The organism is Streptococcus sp. CF7_Ac1-12 (genome assembly GCF_024295905.1).
In the GTDB taxonomy this organism is placed as follows: Bacteria; Bacillota; Bacilli; order Lactobacillales; family Streptococcaceae; genus Streptococcus; species Streptococcus mitis_AP.
In genome coordinates, this window is record NZ_JANCPG010000009.1 from 11,911 (window position 1) to 31,310 (window position 19,400).

General features: G+C 40.4%; 24 protein-coding genes. 22 read left to right on the forward strand and 2 right to left on the reverse strand.

The genetic code is table 11. The annotated features are described in order from the left end of the window. Positions 1 to 9 precede the first annotated feature (9 nt). A complete protein-coding gene (locus NMM17_RS05720; protein WP_001278317.1) occupies positions 10 to 420 on the reverse strand; it encodes an HIT family protein in 411 nt (136 codons plus the stop codon). Between the two features lie 67 nt (positions 421 to 487). Between NMM17_RS05720 and NMM17_RS05725 the strand changes: the two genes are divergently transcribed. Both NMM17_RS05725 and NMM17_RS05730 read left to right on the forward strand, forming a co-directional pair. Further along, positions 488 to 1,219: an ABC transporter ATP-binding protein gene (locus NMM17_RS05725; RefSeq protein ID WP_254754017.1), complete on the forward strand. Its 732-nt coding sequence runs from the start codon at positions 488 to 490 to the stop codon at positions 1,217 to 1,219. Further along, complete coding sequence (locus NMM17_RS05730; protein ID WP_125447817.1) at positions 1,216 to 2,265, forward strand: ABC transporter permease; 1,050 nt, start codon at positions 1,216 to 1,218, stop codon at positions 2,263 to 2,265. The genes NMM17_RS05725 and NMM17_RS05730 overlap by 4 nt, the downstream gene beginning before the upstream one ends. Before the next feature lie 62 nt (positions 2,266 to 2,327). Here the strand turns inward: NMM17_RS05730 and NMM17_RS05735 are convergent, their stop codons facing one another. Beyond that, the gene (locus NMM17_RS05735) at positions 2,328 to 2,657 is read right to left on the reverse strand and encodes a hypothetical protein (protein ID WP_004261043.1); all 330 of its coding nucleotides are present in this window, start codon (positions 2,655 to 2,657) and stop codon (positions 2,328 to 2,330) included. A gap of 295 nt (positions 2,658 to 2,952) precedes the next feature. Here NMM17_RS05735 and NMM17_RS05740 point away from each other — a divergent pair, with 295 nt between their 5' ends. The 20 genes from NMM17_RS05740 (at position 2,953) to NMM17_RS05835 (ending at position 19,393) form a co-directional block, all read left to right on the forward strand. Next, positions 2,953 to 3,690, forward strand: coding sequence for a LytTR family DNA-binding domain-containing protein (locus tag NMM17_RS05740; protein ID WP_254754018.1), 738 nt, complete (start codon positions 2,953 to 2,955; stop codon positions 3,688 to 3,690). A gap of 13 nt (positions 3,691 to 3,703) precedes the next feature. After that, positions 3,704 to 5,044: a sensor histidine kinase gene (locus tag NMM17_RS05745; protein WP_254754019.1), complete on the forward strand. Its 1,341-nt coding sequence runs from the start codon at positions 3,704 to 3,706 to the stop codon at positions 5,042 to 5,044. Positions 5,045 to 5,536: 492 nt separating this feature from the next. After that, positions 5,537 to 5,893: a hypothetical protein gene (locus NMM17_RS05750; protein WP_254754020.1), complete on the forward strand. Its 357-nt coding sequence runs from the start codon at positions 5,537 to 5,539 to the stop codon at positions 5,891 to 5,893. A gap of 372 nt (positions 5,894 to 6,265) precedes the next feature. Next, positions 6,266 to 6,670: an immunity protein gene (locus tag NMM17_RS05755; RefSeq protein WP_254754021.1), complete on the forward strand. Its 405-nt coding sequence runs from the start codon at positions 6,266 to 6,268 to the stop codon at positions 6,668 to 6,670. Positions 6,671 to 6,752: 82 nt separating this feature from the next. Then, entirely contained in the window at positions 6,753 to 7,136 is a 384-nt protein-coding gene (locus tag NMM17_RS05760) for an immunity protein (protein WP_254754022.1), read from the forward strand. Positions 7,137 to 7,186: 50 nt separating this feature from the next. Continuing rightward, entirely contained in the window at positions 7,187 to 7,876 is a 690-nt protein-coding gene (locus tag NMM17_RS05765; protein ID WP_254754023.1) for a CPBP family intramembrane glutamic endopeptidase, read from the forward strand. A 41-nt stretch (positions 7,877 to 7,917) separates the two neighbouring features. Then, entirely contained in the window at positions 7,918 to 8,166 is a 249-nt protein-coding gene (gene blpZ, locus NMM17_RS05770; protein WP_000276515.1) for an immunity protein BlpZ, read from the forward strand. Between the two features lie 30 nt (positions 8,167 to 8,196). After that, complete coding sequence (locus NMM17_RS05775) at positions 8,197 to 8,808, forward strand: CPBP family intramembrane glutamic endopeptidase (RefSeq protein ID WP_033681343.1); 612 nt, start codon at positions 8,197 to 8,199, stop codon at positions 8,806 to 8,808. 218 nt (positions 8,809 to 9,026) lie between these two features. After that, positions 9,027 to 9,638 (forward strand): CPBP family intramembrane glutamic endopeptidase, encoded by a 612-nt coding sequence (locus NMM17_RS05780; RefSeq protein WP_254754024.1) that lies wholly within the window; start codon positions 9,027 to 9,029, stop codon positions 9,636 to 9,638. A gap of 161 nt (positions 9,639 to 9,799) precedes the next feature. Next, positions 9,800 to 10,594 (forward strand): cell cycle regulator CcrZ, encoded by a 795-nt coding sequence (ccrZ, locus tag NMM17_RS05785; protein ID WP_000362999.1) that lies wholly within the window; start codon positions 9,800 to 9,802, stop codon positions 10,592 to 10,594. Next, on the forward strand, positions 10,591 to 11,226 hold the full coding sequence (gene trmB / locus NMM17_RS05790; RefSeq protein WP_001266095.1) for a tRNA (guanosine(46)-N7)-methyltransferase TrmB: 636 nt from the start codon (positions 10,591 to 10,593) through the stop codon (positions 11,224 to 11,226). The genes ccrZ and trmB overlap by 4 nt, the downstream gene beginning before the upstream one ends. Before the next feature lie 170 nt (positions 11,227 to 11,396). After that, positions 11,397 to 12,548 (forward strand): glycoside hydrolase family 3 protein, encoded by a 1,152-nt coding sequence (locus NMM17_RS05795; protein ID WP_254754025.1) that lies wholly within the window; start codon positions 11,397 to 11,399, stop codon positions 12,546 to 12,548. Between the two features lie 139 nt (positions 12,549 to 12,687). Then, complete coding sequence (rimP, locus tag NMM17_RS05800) at positions 12,688 to 13,167, forward strand: ribosome maturation factor RimP (protein ID WP_254754026.1); 480 nt, start codon at positions 12,688 to 12,690, stop codon at positions 13,165 to 13,167. Between the two features lie 43 nt (positions 13,168 to 13,210). Next, entirely contained in the window at positions 13,211 to 14,347 is a 1,137-nt protein-coding gene (nusA, locus tag NMM17_RS05805) for a transcription termination factor NusA (protein WP_000032286.1), read from the forward strand. A gap of 21 nt (positions 14,348 to 14,368) precedes the next feature. Then, positions 14,369 to 14,662 (forward strand): RNase P modulator RnpM, encoded by a 294-nt coding sequence (locus NMM17_RS05810; protein ID WP_000857560.1) that lies wholly within the window; start codon positions 14,369 to 14,371, stop codon positions 14,660 to 14,662. Then, the gene (locus NMM17_RS05815) at positions 14,655 to 14,954 is read left to right on the forward strand and encodes a YlxQ-related RNA-binding protein (protein WP_001041390.1); all 300 of its coding nucleotides are present in this window, start codon (positions 14,655 to 14,657) and stop codon (positions 14,952 to 14,954) included. Before NMM17_RS05810 ends, NMM17_RS05815 begins: the two co-directional genes overlap by 8 nt. 16 nt (positions 14,955 to 14,970) lie before the next feature. After that, complete coding sequence (gene infB, locus NMM17_RS05820) at positions 14,971 to 17,763, forward strand: translation initiation factor IF-2 (protein WP_254754027.1); 2,793 nt, start codon at positions 14,971 to 14,973, stop codon at positions 17,761 to 17,763. Between the two features lie 166 nt (positions 17,764 to 17,929). Then, positions 17,930 to 18,280 carry a 30S ribosome-binding factor RbfA gene (rbfA, locus tag NMM17_RS05825; RefSeq protein WP_001273601.1) on the forward strand — a complete coding sequence of 117 codons (351 nt, stop codon included), beginning with the start codon at positions 17,930 to 17,932 and terminating at the stop codon, positions 18,278 to 18,280. A 149-nt stretch (positions 18,281 to 18,429) separates the two neighbouring features. Next, a complete protein-coding gene (locus NMM17_RS05830; RefSeq protein ID WP_000517915.1) occupies positions 18,430 to 19,209 on the forward strand; it encodes a hypothetical protein in 780 nt (259 codons plus the stop codon). Between the two features lies 1 nt (position 19,210). After that, positions 19,211 to 19,393, forward strand: coding sequence for a hypothetical protein (locus NMM17_RS05835; protein WP_049550820.1), 183 nt, complete (start codon positions 19,211 to 19,213; stop codon positions 19,391 to 19,393). The last annotated feature ends 7 nt before the right edge of the window (positions 19,394 to 19,400 follow it).

Consider the following 19,400-nt stretch of genomic DNA (forward strand, 5'->3'; position numbering starts at 1 on the left):
GGCAACTCCTTAGGCATTTTTGATGGTTTCAGCGACTTGAGCAAGTTTGTCAAAGTCTGGTTCGTGGGCGATAAAATCAATCTTGAGGTCATCGTCCGCACTGTAGCGAGGTACGAGGTGAACGTGGGTATGAAAGACTGTTTGCCCGGCGATTTCTTCACAGTTGGCAATGATATTCATACCAGCAGCTTTGGTAGCTTTCATGACTTTTTGAGCTACTTTTGGTACTTGGGCAAAGAGTTGGCTGGCGCTAGTAGCGTCCATTTCCAAGAGATTGCGATAGTGTTCTTTTGGTACGACCAAGGTGTGCCCTGGTGTCACTTGAGAGATATCAAGAAAGGCAAGAACCTGCTCATCTTCGTATACTTTTGAAGCAGGAATTTCCCCTGCGATGATTTTACAAAAAATGCAATCTGACATAAAATCTACCTCTACTGTATTGAATTTTGATATAATATAGCTACATTATACCAGATTTGGAGAAAATATGTTAGAAATTAAAAACCTGACAGGTGGCTATGTCCATGTCCCTGTCTTGAAAGATGTATCCTTTACTGTTGAAAGTGGGCAGCTGGTCGGTCTGATTGGTCTCAATGGTGCTGGTAAATCGACGACAATCAATGAGATTATCGGTCTGTTGACACCTTATAGTGGCTCCATCAATATCAATGGTCTGACCCTGCAAGGAGATGCGACTAACTACCGTAAGCAAATTGGCTACATTCCTGAGACACCTAGTCTGTATGAGGAATTGACTCTCAGAGAGCATATTGAAACAGTGGCTATGGCTTATGGAATAGAGCAGAAAATGGCTTTTGAGCGAGTAGAATCTTTGTTGAAAATGTTCCGTTTGGATCAGAAATTAGACTGGTTTCCTGTTCATTTTTCAAAAGGGATGAAGCAGAAAGTCATGATTATCTGTGCTTTTGTGGTGGATCCGAGTCTTTTTATCGTGGATGAGCCTTTCCTTGGTCTTGATCCGCTAGCTATTGCGGACTTGATTCAGCTTTTGGAAGTGGAAAAGCAAAAAGGCAAGTCCATTCTCATGAGTACCCACGTGCTGGATTCGGCGGAGAAGATGTGTGATGCCTTTGTCATTCTCCACAAGGGAGAGGTTCGTGCCAAGGGAAATCTCTCGCAACTGCGCGAAGCCTTTAACATGCCTGAGGCTAGTTTGAATGATATCTACTTGGCTCTGACCAAAGAGGAGGAGCTATGAAAGACTTGTTTTTAAAGAGAAAGCAGGCTTTTCGTAAGGAGTGTGTCGGTTATCTGCGCTATGTTCTTAATGACCACTTTGTCTTGTTCCTGCTTGTCCTGCTGGGCTTTCTAGCCTACCAGTACAGTCAACTCTTGCAAGATTTTCCTGAAAATCATTGGCCTATTCTTTTATTTGTAGGAATTACCTCTGTTTTACTTTTGCTTTGGGGAGGAATTGCCACCTATATGGAGGCTCCAGACAAGCTCTTTCTCTTAGTTGGAGAAGAGGAAATCAAGCTCCATCTCAAGCGTCAAACTGGCATTTCTCTAGCCTTTTGGCTCTTTGTCCAGACCCTTTTCTTGCTGTTATTTGCGCCCTTATTTTTGGCAATGGGCTATGACTTGCCTGTTTTTCTGATCTATGTGTTTTTATTGGGAGTAGGAAAATATTTCCTCTTTCGTCAAAAGGTCAGCAAATTTTTCACGGAAACTGGGCTGGACTGGGACTATGTTATTTCTCAAGAAAGCAAGCGTAAGCAAGTCTTGCTTCGTTTCTTTGCCCTCTTTACGCAGGTCAAAGGAATTTCAAACAGCGTCAAGCGTCGTGCCTATCTGGACTTTATCCTAAAGGTTGTTCAGAAGGTGCCTGGGAAGATTTGGCAAAATCTCTATCTGCGTTCTTATCTGCGAAATGGAGACCTCTTTGCGCTCAGTCTTCGTCTGCTCTTGCTTTCCATACTGGCGCAGGTCTTTATCGAGCAAGCTTGGATTGCGACAGCAGTGGTGGTTCTCTTTAACTACCTCTTGCTCTTCCAGTTGCTGGCCCTCTATCACGCCTTTGACTACCAGTATTTGACCCAACTCTTTCCACTGGACAAGGGGCAAAAGGAAAAAGGTTTGCAGGCGGTAGTCCGAGGATTGACCAGTTTTGTTTTACTTGTGGAATTAGTTGTTGGGGTGATTACCTTCCAAGAAAAACTAGCCCTTCTAGCCTTGCTGGGAGCTGGTTTGGTTTTACTAGTCTTGTACTTACCTTATCAAGTAAAACGTCAGATGCAGGATTAACATTGTCTATATGACACTAAAAAAGAAGTTGAGTTCCGTTTGTCTCAGCTTCTTTTTAGTTGCTACAGGATAATGGTTGGTCCGTAGAGGCTCAACTTGGTCTTGACTTGGTCAAAGTGGAAGCGGTCATAGGCTCGCCAAGCGGCGCGAGTAGGAGCGTCTGGATCAAGAGCGCTGAGTCCCATGAGAAGACTGGAAGTCTGGTAAAATTTTTCCAGTTCAATCAAGACTCGATTATCCACTGTTTCAGCCTTGGCTAGAAAGCCAAGAATAGAGTTTAATTGCTCCTGAAAGCGGACGTCGTCAGCGGTTGCCTGTTTGCATGCTTGATAGGCTTTGTTTAAGTCAGTTATCAAAGTCTGAGCTCTTTTGATAGGGTCTGTATCTGTCATGAGAATTCCTCCTTTAATCTGGGTGCTAGTCTTGTTTCTAGCAATTGTATTTTGATACTGTCAGTTTATCACTTTTATCTCTTTTTTCAGCCTCAAATCTTTAATTGTCCTTGAAATTTCCTGAATGGTACTGTTAAGATTTTATGATAAAATAGTGGTAAGATTATCATGCTTATTTGAGGAACAAGACACCCTTCAGGAGCGTTAAAGGCCTGTTTAGGATTTGGTGGGCTTGTATCATAGTATTTTTGCTATTCTCTTTTTAGGAAGAAATTAAAACAAGGAGAGTAAGAAGATGAGAATATTTGTTTTAGAAGATGATTTTTCCCAACAGACTAGGATTGAAACGACGATTGAGAAACTTTTGAAAGAACATCATATCATTCCCAGCTCCTTTGAGGTCTTTGGCAAACCAGACCAGCTGCTGTCAGAGGTGCATGAGAAGGGAGCCCATCAGCTATTCTTTTTGGATATTGAGATTCGAAATGAGGAGATGAAGGGTCTAGAGGTGGCTAGAAAGATTCGGGATCGAGACCCCTATGCCCTGATTGTCTTTGTGACGACTCACTCAGAGTTTATGCCCCTGTCCTTTCGCTACCAAGTGTCTGCTCTGGACTACATTGATAAGGCCTTGTCAGCAGAGGAGTTTGAATCTCGTATCGAGACAGCCCTCCTCTATGCCAATAGTCAAGATAGTAAAAGTCTGGCGGAAGATTGTTTTTACTTTAAATCAAAATTTGCCCAATTCCAGTATCCTTTTAAAGAGGTTTATTACCTTGAAACATCGCCCAGAGCCCATCGTGTTATTCTCTATACCAAGACAGATAGGCTGGAATTTACAGCGAGTTTAGAGGAGGTTTTCAAGCAGGAACCCCGTCTCTTGCAGTGCCACCGCTCATTTCTCATCAATCCTGCCAATGTGGTTCGTTTGGATAAGAAAGAAAAACTGCTTTACTTTCCCAATGGTGGAAGCTGTATGATAGCGCGTTATAAGGTCAGGGAAGTGTCTGAGACTATCAATAACTTACACTAAGTGAGGTGATGTAATGGAAATAGTTTGGAAGATAGTATATTCATTTTTGATAGCTGGATTGGAATTGTTTATATTTTTTAAGGTGGATGGAATTGTTCTAACTCTGGAGAGATTTTTTAAAGCTTTTCTTTTTAAGTTACTTTTAGCAGTCGTTTTTGTAACGATTAACTATATAGTAGGAAATACTTACCTATCTTATTTTGTGGTACCCTTGTACGGCATCGGCTTATCTTTCTTATTGTTAAGAGGCCTTCCTAAAAAACTCCTTTTCTTTTATGGTCTCTTTCCAATGATATTGGTGAATCTCTTTTATAGAGGTGTTTCTTATTTTGTGCTTCCGTTTTTAGACCAAGGGCAAATAAATGACAAATACTCATTTATTTGGGTGTTTATAATGATTTTCAATTTCTTCATTTCTCTAGCCTTTTTGAAATGGTTGGACTATGATTTTACTAGTTTGAGAAAGGAGATTCTCGATAAAGCTTTTCAAAAGTCCCTGACTAAGATTAACTGGATAATGGGGGCCTACTTTCTAGTCATGGAAAATCTGTCTTACTTTGAATATGCATACGATATCCAATCAAAGACTGTTCGCCATCTCATCCTAGTCTTTTACTTGCTCTTTTTTATGGGAATTATTAAGAAATTGGATACCTATTTGAAGGACAAACTCCATGAGAGATTGGACCAAGAGCAGGCCTTGCGCTACAGAGATATGGAACGCTATAGTCGGCATATAGAGGAACTTTACAAGGAAGTACGGAGCTTTCGCCATGACTACACCAACCTCTTGACCAGTTTACGTCTGGGCATTGAAGAGGAGGATATGGAGCAGATAAAAGAGGTCTACGATTCGGTCTTAAAGGATTCTAGTGAAAAATTGCAGGACAATAAATATGACCTTGGTCGATTGGTGAATATTCGTGATAAAGCCCTCAAAAGTCTCCTAGCAGGGAAATTTCTAAAAGCCAGAGATAAGAAGATTATCTTTAATGTCGAAGTTCCTGAGGAGATTCAGGTCGAGGGGATGAGCCTGCTTGATTTTCTAACCATTGTGTCTATCCTTTGTGACAATGCCATTGAAGCCAGTGCAGAGGCCAGTCAACCTCATGTTTCAATTGCCTTTTTAAAAAATGGAGCACAGGAGACCTTTATCATTGAAAACTCCATCAAAGAAGAGAGCATCGATATTTCTGAAATCTTCTCCTTTGGAGCCAGTTCTAAAGGGGAGGAGAGAGGAGTTGGTCTCTATACCGTCATGAAAATTGTGGAAAGCCATCCCAATACTAGTCTAAATACCACCTGCCAAAATCAAGTCTTTCGTCAGGTGTTTACTATAATACATACAGAATGATAAAAAATAAGACCGAGAGTTCTTGTTACTCGGTCTGTATGGTTGAATAGTTAATCAAAGTAGTTTTGAGTTACAGTAAATTGCTTGTATGAAATAATTTTCTCTATCATCAACTATCGGGAGGGGGTTCTACTTTTTATTTTTAGTTTTTAATAATCCTATTATAGATAGAGTTATTAAAGTTATGGACATTGAACTGCTAAAAATAAATACTTTTGATTTTAATCCAATAGAAAATAGTAATATTCCATAAAAAATATTGGATATATAATAAATCTTATTTTTCATGATTACTTGCCTCCGAATATAGATTCTTGCTATGTTACAAATGTGACAAGTTTAGTATAGTACTATTTTTAAAAAATTTTAATCCAAATCTTGAATGGTTATTGAAACATCTTGAATTGAACAAAGAACTTTCTCCTTACCAAAATAATGAATATCATTCAGAAACCAAAAATAATATATACTCTAGTTTGTGAGGTATCCTATATGAATAAGAAATCCTTTTTTATCATCTGTTCTACCTTGATCATAGCATCGAATCTTCTCATGATTTCCGTGGTGAACAAGGGAGAAGAAACAGGGAGCAATCTGTTTGTGATTGCTATAGCCTGTGTTATGCTACCAGCCTTTTTATATGCAGTTGAAAACCAACTGACTTCATTGATAAGAGTAGAATCAATACTCCTGATTCAGTTAGCAGTTATATCTCTACTCCGTCTTATCAACAGAATAGAGAGTACGCCTGAAATTCTCAACATTATCATTACCCTCCTGGTTTTGGCAAGTGGGACAGCTGCTATCCTTGTTGCAATCATGAGAATCTATCAGAACAGACGGAAGTAAGGGTGAATAGCTTTCGATTTTAAGTTTTTACATTGTTAAATTTCCTTAGTGCAAGTATGTTTTTCATGCTTGCTTTTTTAAATTTTTTACAATTCAAGATGTTTTGATGACCATTTATGATTTGATTGTTCCAAGGTCAAAATGAGCGCTATACTAGCAGTGTAAAGGTTCTTGCTCAACTAAGATAAAGCACACATTTAGGAGGAAATCTTATGAAGAAAAAAATACTGATCATTTTCGTTCTGTATCTGATTATGTCCATCTTTCTTTATCCGCTTAGGGAGAGTATTTGGTATCAGCTATTTTATACATAGCCTATATGATTGCGGTTATGATCTATGTTGCTTTAACTAAAAAGAAAGGAGCAAAGAAATGAAAACTTTTCTTGCTAAAAAACGGAATATCTTCCTTGCGAGATTGTTCCTAGGGCAGTTGCCCTTGCTTGTCTCTACTTATCTATTTCTATCTCGTCAGTTTTTACACTTTTCCTTGGTTTTCCAATTTCTCTTAGTGGTTATTAACTTGGCTTCTATTTTGGTCACTGTTTACCTGACTAGGGAAATGAGGATAAGAGAGTTTGAAGATGATGATTTGGTTAGTCCTAGAACCAATCAACTCATGTATATCGGCTTGACAGGTTTTATGTCTATTATTTGTTTGTATAGAGGTATCACAGCAGGAGAATCCTATCAACAACTAATTGCCTATATTGGCGCTATTCTCTGCTTGCTTATCATGCTTTTGCTCATTTGGGGCTTGAAGTATTATAAAAAGTAGTTTGTCTTCCTTTTTTGACAGAATTTTTGATTAGAAGCTTCTATTAAATCGTTCGTGAAATAAATGAATGGAGGTATTTAATATGAAATACAGATTATTTCTTGTTATTTTTTTGAGTAGTATGTTGAATATTCTTTTAGGGACATTTTTACAAATCTCTAATGTATCGATTGGGTGGATTGTTCTCTACAGTGGATTGTTTGAAGCAGGAATTTTCCTTCTTGCTAATAAAGGGGTGGCGGTAAAAATCAAGGAAGTAGACATCCAAAACCGCTTTAAATTTATTTTTGGAAAAACGGTATGGTTTCAAATTCTTTTGCTCATCTTTTTAATGGTCAAACTTTATCTTGGTTTAGATGTGAGGTTGATTTTATTCTATGGCCATATTTTCATTGTTTTTAATGCCTTAATATATCTATTGTCTAGTAGTCAGGTTAGCCTTAAAAAGAACAAACTGTCTTCTTAATCTTGCAGTAGTAGAGCCTGGCAAGGGTAGGTCATAGTAGGAGGAGTTATATGAAAAGACACTCTATTCTTTTCAAAACGAGTGCCATTCTTTCTTATTTGTTTTTGTTTTTTGGCTTGTTTTGGACAACCCAATTTTGGAGCAATTATTGGGAGTTCTCGTCTTGGGTAGGAAATCTTATCTGGATTCGAAACATCATCAGCCTTCTCTTTATCGGCTCGATGGTTTGGATTTTGATCGGGTCGGGCCATGCTTATCTCTTTCGCATCCCTAGGAAAAAGTGGTTGAGCTATTCTGTTCTGACGGTGTTAGCCGCTGTTGTACTTATCTGCTTTAACTATCTGACAGCTAAACACGTTCAGGGAACCAATGAAGGGTGGAATTTGTTTATTGCCTATAGTGAGACAAATTTTGCGGAGTTTGGTGTTTACCTAACCTTAATCGTACTAGGACCTCTGATGGAAGAATTGGTATTTAGGGGATTGCTTCAACATGCCTTCTTTAAGAATTCGAGGTGGGGGCTGGATCTTCTCTTTCCGTCATTCTTATTTGCCTTGCCCCACTTTTCTAGCTTGCCAAGTCTCGCAGATATTTTTGTCTATACGGCAGTGGGTTGTCTATATGCATGGCTGACACGTTATACGAAGAGCATCTATCCTTCTTATTCGATTCATATTGTTAATAATATCATCGCAAACTTACCATTTTTGCTCACTTTTCTACACAGGGTTCTGGGGTAAAAAACCAGAAGACTTGCTTTTCAGCCATAGAGGAGGTCATCATGTATAAACACTTATTTTTCCTAGATTCCAAAACCTTAGACTGGCTGACACCTTATATTCTAGTCTTGGCTTCTGACACCATTGCTTTTAATGTTTTTGTGCTAACCTTTGTATCTGTGGTGGTCTTTTATTTCCTAAATCCCATGTTATCTTTAATGGCTATCTTCTTAGGGGCTGGCTATGTGGTCGGATTTTGGTTGCTAAAATGGTTTGTTTTGGAAAGATTAGAGCTCAAGGATGACTTGTAGGGAAGTCTGTTTGATGAGGAGGATAGCTTTATGGCCATTTTCAATAAGTGCCATGCCTTGTTTTTAGGATTTTTAGTATTTGCCATCGTTGGTGCAGCGGGATATTCCGTCAATCAAGGGGATTATTTTCAACACCAGTACACATTCATTATTATAAAGAGTCTCTTGCTTTTCCTTAGTTTTGGCTATGCTAAATGGTTTGATATGATTTCTTTTGGGATTTTAAGCAAGAAACAACTCTTGCTCTTCATTGGAATCTTTCTTCTCACTGTGCTGGTAAGTATTAGCTATCATGCTTTTTTCTCAGTTGTTTCTGGTGCTTCGGCTCAACATCTTGAGGAAGCTAGTAAAGGACTTTCGCTTTCCTTTATTGTAAGTGCCACAGTTTTGGCACCTATCCAGGAGGAATTCATGTTTAGAGGGCTTCTTCAAGGTGCGGTTTTTGACAATTCGTGGATAGGGCTTGTGCTGACATCCTCTCTCTTCTCTTTAATGCATGAACCTTATGATATTCCTTCGTTTTGCTATTATCTTTTCGGGGGCTTGTTGCTGGGCTTTGCTTATAAAAAGAGCCAAAATTTGTGGGTTTCTACTCTAGTCCATATGTTTTACAACAGTTTGCCACTCTTAACTTATATTTAATGAAAATCAAAGAGCAAACTAGGAAACTAGCCGAAGGTTGCTCAAAACAGTGTTTTGAGGTTGTGGATAGAACTGACGAAGTCAGTCACATATATAATTCAAGGCGACGTTGACGTGGTTTGAAGAGGTTTTCGAAGAGTATACAATGGTTTGTTTTGGAAAGACTAGAGTTAAAGGATGACTTGTAGGGAAGTTTGTTTGTTGAGGAGGATAATTTTATGAAGTTTTTTGATAAATTTCATGCCTTTTGTTTTGGATTTTTAGTACTACTAATCGTCATTACAGTTCCTTATACGATTAACCATGGGGATTTTTTTCAAAATGAATCTGAATTGATTATTGTAAGTCTTCTTGTAACCTCGATGAGTGTTACTTATGCTAGAAAGTTTGAAATGATTTCTTTTGGGATGTTAAGCAAGAAAGAACTTTTGCTTTTCATTGAAATCTTTCTTCTAAGTCTGCTTGAGACGCTAGTTTATATTCATTTCTTCGCTGTTTCTTCTGGCGCAGGAGTTCAACACTTGGCGGAAGTCAGCAGAGGAATTTCTCTGTCTTTGATTTTGACTTCCTCAGTTTTTGGTCCCATCCAGGAGGAACTCATTTTCAGAGGACTTCTTCAAGGTGCCGTTTTTGACAATTCTTGGTTAGGGCTTGTGCTAACTTCCTCTCTCTTTTCTTTCATGCATGGACCTTCTAATGTCCCTTCGTTTATTTTTTATCTACTTGGGGGCTTGTTACTGGGCTTTGCTTATAAAAAGAGCCAAAACTTATGGGTTTCTACTCTAGTCCACATGTTTTACAACAGTTGGCCACTTTTATATTATTTATAAAAATTATGAAAAGGTAAGTAGGAGATTGTGCTTACCTTTTTCTTTCTATAATGATACCCAAGCCAATCCAGATGCTTTTCTTTTAGAATCGGGTGTGGAGCGGTTGACGAATAGGGCAAAAACTAGTAGAATAGTAAGGAAACTTTATACGGAGGAAAGAAATGGATTTGGGTGATAATGAGCTAACACTGACTCCCATACCTGGGAAGAGTGGCAAGGCTTATATGGGTAGCTATCCTGATGGGAAGCGCATCTTTGTAAAAATGAACACCTCTCCAATCCTACCTGGTCTAGCTAGAGAACAAATTGCTCCACAATTATTATGGAGTCGCCGTTTGGCAGATGGGCGTGATATGTGTGCTCAAGAATGGTTGACAGGCAAAATATTGACCCCCTATGATATGAATCGTAAACAAATCGTCAATATTTTAACCCGCCTGCATCGCTCACGTCCGTTGATGACACAGTTGAGTCGTTTGGGATATGCCATGGAAACACCTGTAGATTTACTACAGTCTTGGCAAGAAACGGCTCCAGATGCTTTGCGTAAAAATCATTTTATCAGTGAAGTGATGGCTGATTTACGTCAGACTATTCCAGGATTTAGAGAGGATCATGCGACTATTGTCCATGGAGATGTACGACATAGTAATTGGATTGAGACAGACAGTGGCTTGATTTATTTGGTAGATTGGGATTCGGTTCGCTTGACCGACCGCATGTTTGATGTGGCCCATATGCTCTGCCATTATATTCCAGAACATCAGTGGAAGGAATGGTTGACCTACTACGGTTACAAGTACAATCAAACGGTATTAAATAAATTGTATTGGTACGGTCAATTGTCTTATTTGAGCCAGATTTCCAAGTATTATATGAACCAAGATTTAGAAAATGTCAATCGGGAGATTCATGGCCTGCGTCACTTCCGAGACAAGTATGGAAAGAGAAGATGAGAGTTAGAAATCGTAAAGGGGCGACAGAATTACTAGAAGCAAATCCCCAGTATGTGGTCCTCAATCCCTTGGAAGCCAAGGGGAAATGGCGGGACTTGTTTGGCAATGACAATCCCATTCATGTGGAAGTTGGAAGTGGAAAGGGTGCCTTTGTTTCAGGTATGGCCAAGCAAAACCCTGACATCAACTATATCGGGATTGATATTCAAAAGTCTGTTTTGAGTTATGCTTTAGACAAGGTCCTTGAAGTTGGAGTGCCTAATATCAAGCTCTTGTGGGTAGATGGTTCTGACTTGACTGACTACTTTGAAGATGGCGAAATTGATCGCTTGTATCTGAATTTTTCAGATCCATGGCCTAAAAAACGCCATGAAAAGCGTCGTTTGACCTACAAGACTTTCTTGGATACCTTCAAGCGTATCTTACCTGAAAATGGAGAAATTCATTTCAAAACGGATAACCGTGGCTTGTTTGAGTACAGCCTAGTGAGTTTTTCTCAATATGGCATGAAGCTCAATGGTGTTTGGCTCGATTTACATGCCAGTGATTTTGAAGGCAATGTCATGACAGAATACGAGCAGAAATTCTCCAACAAGGGGCAAGTTATCTACCGAGTTGAGGCTCAGTTTTAATCTAAAGGGATTTCAAAAACTGTTTCGCATTCAAAAAGTTAAACGAATCATATATTCTAAGGATTTAGTTCTGTACTGAACAGAATTAGGTCCTTTTAGTTTAATTTTCAAACAGGTAGTTTTTGCTAAGTGTGTATTTGCGGCCGGATAAGTGGTATAATGAAAAGGTTATGAGAAATAGTATAAATCCTCTTGCATTCTATCTTTTCTTTTTCCTTGTGATAGGTAGTTTGATTTTTTCTGATTATCAACAACATAGACAGGTAGAGGTGCAAGCAGAAAAAACTGAAACAACTATTGAAACCAGTGAAGGAGAGGAAAATAAGGTTATCGAAGACAGATTAGCCACGATGACCTTGGAAGAGAAAGTGGGACAATTATTTTGGGTCAGAGTTCCTTCTGATCATCAGATAGAAGATCTCCAATCCTATCATTTGTCTGGTTATATCTTATTTGGCAGAGATTTTGAGGGACGAAGCATAGAGGATATAAAGGCTTTAACAAAGGGTTACCAAGCTGCTGCAAAGATTCCTTTATTGATTGGTTCAGATGAAGAAGGAGGGACAGTGACTCGTATCAGTTCGATTTTAGAAACTCCTTTTCAATCTCCTATGGCACTTTATCAGCAAGGGGGAATGGACGCAGTGCTTTCTGATACGAAGCAAAAGGCGGAACTGCTAAAATCTGTTGGTATCAATGCTGGACTTTTCCCGGTTGCAGATCTTGCAAGGAATCAATCAGCCTTCATTTATAATCGAACGATTGGACAAGATGCCCAAACAACTGCAAGCTATGTTCAACAGGTTGTAGAAGAACTTAAAAAGAGTAAGGTTGGGTCAACCTTGAAACATTTTCCAGGATATGGCGATAATGGAGACAGTCATACCGCTATTATCCAAGACAACCGTTCTCTGGATGAATTAAGACAAGCAGATTTTCTTCCCTTTCAAGCTGGGATAGATGCAGGGGCGGATAGTGTGTTAGTCTCTCACAATATCCTATCTAAAATCGACACAGTGCCGTCATCCATCTCCCCAAAAATCACGGACCTTCTTCGTAAGGAATTGCATTTCAAAGGTGTCATTATGACGGATGATTTTGATATGGCAGGGATAGCCGATTTTGTCAGTCAGGAAGAAGCTGCTTTTCAAGTGATTGTAGCTGGAAATGACCTGATTCTAGGGTCATCCTATCAAACCCAGATCCCTTATCTAGTAAAGAAAATTTCCTCTGGAGAGTTGACAGAAGGACGTATTGATGAATCTGTCAGACGTATTTTAACTTGGAAATACGACTTGGGCTTATTAGAAGAGGCGCAGTAAAAGAAAAGTGTAGTCTTGTAAGTTCAGACAAAAAGCTTCAAGGTCAAATCCTTGCAGGTTAGCTTAATTTGTGTTATACTTGTAACAAGAATATGAAAAGTGAGGCGAGGAAATATCTTCGCCTCTTGCTTATGAGGAGGTGGACGTAATCGCAACAATCATAGAATTAGTCAGAGAAGTTGTAGAACCTGTCATTCAAGAACCTTTCGAACTCGTGGATATCGAGTATGGAAAGATTGGCAGTGACATGATTCTCAGTATTTTTGTAGATAAACCTGAAGGAATTACCTTGAACGACACGGCAGACTTGACAGAAATAATCAGTCCTGTCCTAGATACTATCAAGCCAGATCCCTTCCCAGAACAATATTTCCTAGAAATCACCAGTCCAGGATTGGAACGTCCTTTAAAAACCAAGGATGCCGTTGCTGGAGCGGTTGGGAAATACATCCATGTCGGGCTCTACCAAGCCATCGATAAGCAAAAGGTTTTTGAAGGAATCTTAGTGGCCTTTGAAGAGGACGAGTTGACCATGGAATATATGGACAAGACGCGTAAGAAAACCGTTCAAATTCCATACAGTTTAGTATCAAAAGCACGTTTAGCAGTTAAATTATAGAAAAAGAAAGGATAGCTTTTGAGGATTCAAAAGTGAAGAAAACATGAGTAAAGAAATGCTAGAGGCCTTCCGCATTTTGGAAGAAGACAAGGGAATCAAAAAAGAAGACATCATCGACGCAGTAGTAGAGTCGCTTCGTTCCGCTTATCGCAGACGCTATGGTCAATCTGATAGCGTAGCTATTGATTTCAACGAAAAAACAGGTGACTTTACAGTTTATACTGTCCGTGAAGTTGTTGATGAAGTATTTGATAGCCGTTTGGAAATCAGCTTGAAAGATGCTCTTGCCATTAATTCAGCCTATGAACTTGGTGACAAAATCAAGTTTGAAGAAGCACCTGCTGAGTTTGGTCGTGTAGCAGCTCAATCTGCCAAACAAACCATCATGGAAAAAATGCGCAAGCAAACACGTGCCATTACTTACAATACTTACAAAGAACATGAGCAAGAAATCATGTCTGGTACAGTAGAACGCTTTGACAACCGCTTCATCTATGTCAACCTTGGCAGCATCGAAGCCCAATTGTCAAAACAAGACCAAATTCCTGGTGAAGTTTTTGCTTCCCACGATCGTATCGAAGTTTATGTCTACAAGGTTGAAGACAACCCTCGTGGTGTGAACGTCTTTGTTAGCCGTAGCCATCCAGAAATGATCAAACGTTTGATGGAGCAAGAAATTCCAGAAGTTTATGATGGAACTGTTGAAATCATGAGCGTAGCTCGTGAAGCAGGTGACCGTACTAAGGTTGCCGTTCGCAGCCATAATCCAAACGTGGACGCTATCGGTACAATCGTTGGACGTGGTGGAGCTAACATCAAGAAAATCACTAGCAAGTTCCACCCAGCTCGCTATGACGCTAAGAGTGACCGTATGGTACCAATCGAAGAAAACATCGACGTTATCGAGTGGGTAGCAGACCCAGCTGAATTTATCTACAATGCCATCGCTCCTGCTGAGGTTGACCAAGTTATCTTTGATGAAAACGACAGCAAACGTGCCTTGGTGGTTGTTCCTGATAACAAGCTTTCTCTTGCTATCGGTCGTCGTGGGCAAAACGTTCGCTTGGCAGCTCACTTGACTGGTTACCGTATCGATATCAAGTCTGCTAGCGAATTTGAAGCCATGGAAGAAGCTGGTTCGGTAGATTTGGGATCAGAAAACGATACTATCGAAGAATAAAAGCTGCTAGAGGAGGGAAAGATGAAAACGAGAAAAATCCCTTTGCGCAAGTCTGTTGTGTCCAATGAAGTGATTGATAAGCGTGATTTGCTCCGCATTGTCAAAAATAAGGAAGGACAAGTCTTTATCGATCCGACAGGCAAGGCCAACGGCCGCGGTGCTTATATCAAGCTAGACAATGCAGAAGCCTTAGAGGCGAAAAAGAAGAAGGTCTTTAACCGCAGCTTTAACATGGAAGTTGAAGAAAGCTTTTATGATGAGTTGATCGCTTATGTGGATCACAAAGTGAAAAGAAGAGAGTTAGGACTTGAATAAGCAAAAGATAAGTAATCTCTTGGGACTTGCTCAACGAGCAGGGCGAATCATATCGGGTGAAGAATTGGTCGTCAAGGCCATTCAAGACGGCAAGGCCAAGTTGGTCTTTCTAGCCCATGATGCTGGACCCAATCTGACCAAGAAGATTCAAGATAAAAGTCACTATTATCAAGTAGAAATTGTAACCGTGTTTTCAACACTGGAATTAAGCATAGCAGTCGGGAAATCGAGAAAGGTTTTGGCTGTAACAGATGCTGGATTTACAAAGAAAATGAGGTCTCTTATGGAATAGAAGAGGAGGACATGATTTGTCTAAGAAAAGATTGTACGAAATCGCAAAAGAACTTGGAAAAGAAAGTAAAGAAGTTGTAGCGCGTGCAAAAGAGTTGGGCTTGGATGTGAAAAGCCACTCATCAAGTGTGGAAGAAGCTGTCGCTGCAAAAATCGCTGCCAGCTTTAAGACTGTAGCTGCTCCGAAAGAAGAAGCAAAACCTGCAGCACCAAAAGCAAGTGCAGAAAAGAAAGCCGAAAAATCTGAACCAGCTAAACCAGCTGTAGCCAAGGAAGAGGCAAAAACGGCTGAGCCAGTTGCTCCGAAGACAGAAAAAGTAGCCGCAAAGCCGCAAAGCCGTAATTTCAAGGCTGAACGTGAAGCCCGTGCCAAAGAGCAGGCAGAACGACGCAAGCAAAATAAGGGCAATAACCGTGACCAACAACAAAACGGAAACCGTCAGAAAAATGATGGACGTAATGGTGGAAAACAAGGTCAAGGCAATCGCGACAATCGTCGCTTTAATGACCAAGCTAAGAAACAGCAAGGTCAGCAAAATCGTGGAAATGAGCGTCGTCAACAAGAGGACAAACGTCCAAATCAAGCGGCTCCACGTATTGACTTTAAAGCCCGTGCAGCTGCCCTAAAAGCAGAACAAAATGCAGAGTACGCACGTTCAAGCGAGGAACGTTTCAAACGAACTCAGGCTGCCAAAGAAGCCTTGGCCCAAGCTAACAAACGCAAGGAACCAGAGGAAATCTTTGAAGAAGCTGCTAAGTTAGCTGAACAAGCGCAACAAGTTCAAGCAGTGGTTGAAACAGCTCCTGTGAAAAAAGAAGCTGCAGTGGATACACGTCGTAAGAAGCAAGCCCGACCAGACAAAGAACGTGATGATTATGATCACGAAGAAGATGGTCCTAGAAAACAACAAAAGAATCGAAGTAGTCAAAATCAAGTGAGAAATCAAAGAAATAGTAACTGGAATAACAACAAAAAGAACAAAAAAGGTAATAACAAGAACAACCGTAATCAGGCTCCAAAACCTGTTACGGAGCGTAAATTCCATGAATTGCCAACAGAATTTGAATATACAGATGGTATGACCGTTGCGGAAATCGCAAAACGTATCAAACGTGAACCAGCTGAAATCGTTAAGAAACTATTCATGATGGGTGTCATGGCCACACAAAACCAATCTTTGGATGGAGAAACCATCGAACTCCTCATGGTGGATTATGGTATCGAAGCCAAACAAAAGGTTGAAGTGGATAATGCCGACATCGAACGTTTCTTTGTCGAAGATGGTTATCTCAATGAAGATGAATTGGTAGAGCGTCCACCAGTTGTAACTATCATGGGACACGTTGACCACGGTAAAACAACACTTCTAGATACTCTTCGTAATTCTCGTGTTGCGACAGGTGAAGCGGGTGGTATCACGCAACATATCGGTGCCTACCAAATCGTTGAAAATGGCAAGAAGATTACCTTCCTTGATACACCAGGACATGCGGCCTTTACATCGATGCGTGCGCGTGGTGCATCTGTTACCGATATTACGATCTTGGTCGTAGCGGCAGATGACGGGGTTATGCCTCAGACTATCGAAGCCATTAACCACTCAAAAGCTGCCAACGTTCCAATCATCGTAGCCATTAACAAGATTGATAAACCAGGTGCTAACCCAGAACGCGTTATCGGTGAATTGGCAGAGCATGGAGTTATGTCAACTGCTTGGGGTGGAGATTCTGAATTTGTTGAAATTTCAGCTAAGTTCAACCAAAACATCGAAGAATTGTTGGAAACAGTCCTTCTTGTGGCTGAAATCCAAGAACTCAAGGCAGACCCAACAGTACGTGCAATCGGTACAGTTATCGAAGCGCGTTTGGATAAAGGAAAAGGTGCGGTCGCAACCCTTCTTGTTCAACAAGGTACCTTGAATGTCCAAGATCCAATCGTTGTCGGAAACACCTTCGGTCGTGTCCGTGCTATGACCAATGACCTTGGTCGTCGCGTTAAGGTGGCTGGACCATCAACACCAGTCTCAATCACAGGTTTGAACGAAGCGCCAATGGCGGGTGACCACTTTGCTGTTTACGAAGATGAAAAATCTGCGCGTGCAGCTGGTGAAGAACGTGCCAAACGTGCTCTTATGAAGCAACGTCAAGCTACCCAACGTGTCAGCCTTGAAAACCTCTTTGATACGCTTAAAGCTGGTGAACTCAAGTCTGTTAACGTTATCATCAAAGCCGACGTACAAGGTTCTGTTGAAGCCCTTTCTGCCTCACTTCAGAAGATTGATGTGGAAGGTGTCAAAGTGACCATCGTCCACTCTGCAGTTGGTGCCATCAACGAATCAGACGTGACACTTGCCGAAGCTTCAAATGCCTTTATCGTTGGTTTCAACGTACGCCCTACACCGCAAGCTCGTCAACAAGCTGAAGCTGACGATGTGGAAATCCGTCTCCACAGCATTATCTACAAGGTTATCGAAGAGATGGAAGAAGCCATGAAAGGGATGCTTGATCCTGAATTCGAAGAAAAAGTTATCGGTGAAGCAGTTATTCGTGAAACCTTCAAGGTGTCTAAAGTGGGAACTATCGGTGGATTCATGGTTATCAACGGTAAGGTTACCCGTGACTCTAAAGTCCGTGTTATTCGTGATGGTGTCGTTATCTATGATGGTGAACTTGCAAGCTTGAAACACTACAAAGACGACGTTAAAGAAGTTACAAACGGCCGTGAAGGTGGATTGATGATTGATGGCTACAATGACATCAAGACTGATGATGTGATTGAGGCCTACGTCATGGAAGAAATCAAGAGATAATAGAGAAACGATAGCGCATTTGACTCGTCGTCAACAGCGCCTTGATGAACCCTCAGTTCTATCTAAGGCTTGTTTCCTAGATTCAAATGGCTCTAGTTCCTCTATCTAATAAAAATAGCTAGGTCTGCTGGCCTAGCTTTTGGTTCAAAGTAGAGAAAGGAATATCATGGCAAATCATTTCCGTACGGATCGTGTGGGCATGGAAATCAAGCGTGAAGTCAATGAGATTTTGCAAAAGAAAGTCCGTGATCCGCGTGTCCAAGGTGTGACTATCACAGATGTTCAGATGCTGGGTGATTTGTCTGTTGCCAAGGTTTACTACACCATTTTGAGTAACCTTGCTTCGGATAATCAAAAAGCCCAAATCGGGCTTGAAAAAGCAACTGGTACCATCAAACGTGAACTTGGTCGCAATTTGAAATTGTACAAAATCCCAGATTTGACCTTCGTCAAAGACGAGTCCATCGAGTATGGGAACAAGATTGACGAAATGCTACGCAATCTGGATAAGAACTAAGAAGGAGGGACAACCCTCTTTTTTGGTGCTTGGATTCTTCTAGCTATTAATAGCTGTATTTGTAATTGCAAAAAACAGTTTAAAAAATTTGTAAATACCTTATAGTATGATATGATAATGTTTAATACGAATGATAAATGGAAGTAGAGATGGGCAAACAAGAGTTAGCGATGCAAGTGCTGCGACAAGTGGTGAAATTACCCATGGTCAAAGTTGATCGAGAAAAATTTTTAGTTGACAAGTTTTCTAAAGAGTTAGATCGAAAGGATATTGCTACATTATTGGAAAAAGGTCCGACCTCTTTGTTAACAAAGGAAAGCTTGGATCGAGTTGCTAAGACCTGTATTAAGGACAATGTTCTACGAGCAAGCGGGACTTCGATTTTGGCAGGTTTACCTGGTGGTATTGCCATGGCAATCACTATTCCAACAGATGTAGTTCAGTTTTATGCTTTTTCATTAAAGTTGGCCCAAGAACTAGGCTATATTTATGGATTTGATGATCTTTGGGAATCCCGTGATGAATTGAGCGAGGATGCTCAAAATACCCTCTTGCTTTATCTCGGTGTCATGCTAGGGGTAAATGGAGCAGGGGCTTTACTTCGCTCTGGAGGTGTAACAGTTGCCAAGCATGTGATGAAGACGATTCCGCAGAAAGCTTTGACAAAGACACTTTGGTATCCTATTCTGGAAAAAGTTTTGAAAATTTTTGGAGTCAGCTTGACAAAGGGAGGCTTGGCTAAGGGAATGGGAAAAGTGATTCCTATTTTAGGAGGTGTCCTTTCTGGTGGCTTAACCTTTGCGACTATGAAGCCGATGGGGGAAAGACTGCAAAAGGAATTATCCAAATTAGTTAACTATAATGAAGGGCAGTATCAAATAGATATTGATACTATCCGAAAAGAAGCTGAAATCATCGAAGGTGAGTAATATGGGACTCATAAAAATTCTAGCTAAAACTTACGGAAATTACTTTTTGACCATGCAAGGTGTAAAAGTGATGAAAACGATAAAGAAAGATGACCATGTCGTTGTCGGTCTAGGGAAACTCTTTATTGCAGACAAGTTAATGGATACGGCTCGGTGGCTCATCAAGCCAGAGGATAGAAAATGAAATTTTT